Here is a 2306-nt window from a genome sequence, read left to right as displayed (position 1 = left end):
CGCTCATTCTGCCCTTAAATACGCTATTCTTACCCGTCTAGATTCTGTTCCCGTCGCCACTAAAGAAAAATTAGCTCTCTTTTTGAAAAAATATCTTGAATAAATAGAGCTTGCTGAATAAATCTAAAAACCTTGTTGGGTAAGACTTTTAGACTTTTTGGTTTCCAAAAAGTGCCAGATCCCGGAGTGGTCGGGGGGAAAATCCCTGGACTTTTTCCCTGAAAATTAGGTAATTTACCCCCTCAAAATCGCTAAAACCCTACACCCTACACCCTACACCCCACACCCTGCCCCCAGGAAAAACTTTTTGCCGCAAACCCTAAATAGAGAAATAAGAGCGGAGAAAAGTCGCCGATGAATCTAGAAATGGGTCATTTTTCTCGCTGTTATCCAGACGCTCAATTTGACCCAAATTCTAGGTTATCTCTAGCTTAACTAGCTAGATATTCTCTGATGTTGCCCTTGCGTTTTCTTAATTTAGCGATCGCTTCTCGTTCGATCTGACGCACGCGTTCACGACTGATATTGAGTCGAACGCCAATTTTTGCTAAGGTGAGGGGCTGCCCATTATCTAAACCAAAACGCAGACAAATCACTTCTTTTTGTTGAGGGGTGAGGTCTGCCATCAGTTTTTCCAAATCCACTTGGAGGGAAGAATAGGCAGTGTAATCTTCGGGGGAAAGTCCCGTATCTTCCAAGAGTTCCCCTAATTCCGTGTCTTGATTGTCCCCCACCTTTAAGTCAAGGGAAAGGGGTTGACGGGACCTTTCCAAGTAGTCTCGCACCTGTTTGGGAGTTAGGTCTAATTCCTCGGCTAATTCGGCAATGGTGGCAGCGCGACCTTTATCTTGAGCTAGTTGACGCTGGGCTTTTTTGATTTTATTCAGTTTTTCGGTGATGTGGATGGGCAGACGGATGGTGCGACTTTTTTCTGCGATCGCCCGGGTGATGGCTTGGCGAATCCACCAATAAGCATAGGTGGAGAAGCGATAGCCTTTGGTGGGATCGAATTTTTCCACACCTCTTTGCATCCCAATCGTTCCCTCTTGGATGAGGTCTAATAGATCTAGATTGCGTTTTAGGTATTTTTTAGCGACGGAAACCACTAGACGCAGGTTCGCTTCTACCATCTTGCGTTTGGCGAAATCCCCTGCCCCCAATTCTCGACGCAGTTGTTCTTCACTAATTTCCGCCGCTTCTGACCATTGGCGATCGCTGGGTTCCCTGCCGAGTTTCGCCCTTAGGGATTCCTTGATTTTTTCGAGAAAAATTAATCTTTGCACCTGTTTTGCGTAGAGAATTTCTTCTTCATGGGTGAGAAGGGGAACTCGGCCAATTTCTCTGAGATAGGCGCGAACTGGATCGGTGGGGTTTTTCGAGGTTTTCATGAGTGCGCGTCGGTTGAGGGTTGATATTCAGGGATTGATGGCGTTTTTCAGATCGCTTCCCCAGGGGCAGTTAAGGAGATGCTATCAGGGTTTTTTCTAGTTTTGTAAAGAGATTAGTAAGTGATCACTCAAGGATATAGAGAAATCTAATTGAAGATTTAATTGCCTCTATAGTCCTTTTTTTGGCTATATATAGAGTTTATGGGCATAAATGGCAAGTAGTAAGAACCTTGGTTGTTTAACCAATATTACAACAATTATTAAATATTGTAAAGTTTATGAGAAAAAAAAATATCCCTATCAGGAACGCAGCAAGGAAGGGGAGGTTTGAGTATCTGTACCCATAGATTACCCAAAGGTTTCCAATCAGGATGCAATCTAGATGACAAAATGAGCAATTTTCTCAGATAGCGATCGCAGGGCGATCGGTGAGGGGTTTGTACTAAAATGTCCATTGACTCTCCCCCGCTAACCGCTCGCGCGGTGTAGCGGGGGATTCTTGGTTCATCTGCTCTTGACTAGATCAAACAGGTTTAACTGAACGACCCCCAACCGACCGCCTCCGCAAGCGTTTTCTAACACGGTCAGTCCGACCGCATTTTTTCCTCGGTTCTCGATTACCTTCGCTGATGCCGTATCTCTTGGTTCGATGTGACCGCAAGAATCACACCGGTGAACTCTTTCCGATAACGACTTTTTGCTGGTGAACGCGCCACAATTAGGACAATCCTGGGAAGTTCCGTTTTTATCGACCTTAAGATAATATTTCCCCCGTTTCCAAACAACAAACGGTAATATCTCATTAATAAAACTACCGATACCCGAATCTAGAGATTGTTTTCTAACGATCCCTCTAGACCAGGAAACGAAGTTAATATCCTCAACGAAGATATTATCAGCAAAATCGCAAAGGTAATG

At 44.4% G+C, this 2306-nt stretch carries 2 protein-coding genes and 1 pseudogene; 1 reads left to right on the top strand and 2 read right to left on the bottom strand.

From position 1 onward, the window contains the following. A pseudogene (locus tag PX481_RS20070) lies at window positions 1-103 on the top strand (S-methyl-5'-thioadenosine phosphorylase); the annotation flags it as partial. A 328-nt stretch (window positions 104-431) separates the two neighbouring features. On the opposite strand, the gene PX481_RS20065 reads toward PX481_RS20070, so the two are convergent. Both PX481_RS20065 and PX481_RS20060 read right to left on the bottom strand, forming a co-directional pair. Continuing rightward, window positions 432-1388, bottom strand: coding sequence for an RNA polymerase sigma factor, RpoD/SigA family (locus PX481_RS20065; protein ID WP_002761297.1), 957 nt, complete (start codon window positions 1386-1388; stop codon window positions 432-434). A gap of 504 nt (window positions 1389-1892) precedes the next feature. Further along, the coding region (locus tag PX481_RS20060; RefSeq protein WP_288095640.1) for a zinc ribbon domain-containing protein at window positions 1893-2306 on the bottom strand (414 nt) is incomplete at its 5' end.

This window comes from Microcystis sp. M53603_WE2, from assembly GCF_030065435.1.
The sequence above is the reverse complement of the archived record's forward strand: the minus strand, read 5'-3'. Positions and strand labels throughout refer to the sequence as shown.